The sequence below is a fragment of the Endozoicomonas sp. ONNA2 genome, assembly GCF_024606365.1.
Taxonomy (GTDB): domain Bacteria; phylum Pseudomonadota; class Gammaproteobacteria; order Pseudomonadales; family Endozoicomonadaceae; genus Endozoicomonas.
In genome coordinates, this window is record NZ_JAHHPO010000109.1 from 1 (window position 1) to 1,174 (window position 1,174).

The window sequence follows — 1,174 nt, forward strand, 5'->3', positions numbered from 1 at the left end:
CACGACCGGCTTCCGAAGGTTTCAACGTCTTCTGAAGTTACGGATTCAGGTATCAATGATATTTGAGAAATGAATGATTGTTTATCTGAGGAGTTTGAAATGAGAAAAAAAGAAAATGCTGAGAAAATTCTGCCATATCTCGGATCTTATTCAGGAGACGACTGGATAACTGCCGACACGCCGACACGACTTCTTGTGGCTCAATAACATTTACAATTAAAGGAATGAGTGAAAAAGTAGAAGTTAGTTCATACTCAAATCTAACTGATGGATACAGAAAGTTTTCTTATACAGTCATAAATGCCGGGTTAGATCACGGGCACTGCAAAGAAATTGTTGATAGCGCAGAAAAGGAGATATACAACAGAAAAATAGAAAACCATAATCTTAGTAAAGGACTAAATGAATTAGCTGATAAAATTGAAAGAAATAAAATCAACTCTCTTACTACATCGCAAAAGCTCGATGAAATCTTTAAATCAATAACCCACTATGAATTACACCCAGAAATGATTCCTTGGGTTGGAAAAGATTACTTCAAACAAGATTTCAAGGTTCTTCTACTTGGAGAAAGTCATTACTTGAAAAAAGATACTACATATCATCATGATCTTGACGATTGGTATGATGGGGTAAGAAAAGGAGTCAAGAATGACACTGCAGGAATAAAAACTAGAGAGATATTACAAAATTTTTTGACAGGAAAATCTAAAACAATTTACCGTAATACTGAGTTAGCACTTAAAGAAACAGAATATTTTTCATCACATATTAAATCACCCTACACCATGGTATCATTTATGAATTTCTTTCAGAGACCTGCAGAAGTTTCGGGCAATTCGATTAAAGTATTTCCTAAGGACGTAGAAATAAGCTCTAAGGTGTTAACGGAAGTAATTAAAGTTCTGATGCCTGATGTGGTTGGCTTCACTAGCTCGTTGGCATTTGATGCAGCAAAAAAAGGTAATGCCACTTTTTTCTTAAAAGATAAAAAAGTTCTTTTTTTCAGAACTTCTCTTCCAGCAACAGCATGGTGGAATAATAAAAACAAAAAGTACAAAAATGCTACAGGAAGAGAACACTTCATAACCTGCTTAAACAAGTTTTCAAGGCAACGCATAACAAGAGCATCCAGCGGACGGCGCTAGACGCGCCGCCGCTTATGCAGGCGTTA

1 protein-coding gene is annotated in these 1,174 nt (G+C 35.9%); it reads left to right on the forward strand.

The window, feature by feature from the left end; translation table 11 throughout:
• Nucleotides 1-224 precede the first annotated feature (224 nt).
• Entirely contained in the window at nucleotides 225-1,148 is a 924-nt protein-coding gene (locus tag KDK14_RS01965; RefSeq protein ID WP_257263338.1) for a hypothetical protein, read from the forward strand.
• The last annotated feature ends 26 nt before the right edge of the window (nucleotides 1,149-1,174 follow it).

What these genes read in the sequence shown, in the direction of transcription:
- KDK14_RS01965 (WP_257263338.1), top strand. Translation starts at nt 225, where the DNA reads ATGAGTGAAAAAGTAGAAGTTAGTTCATACTCAAATCTAACTGATGGA.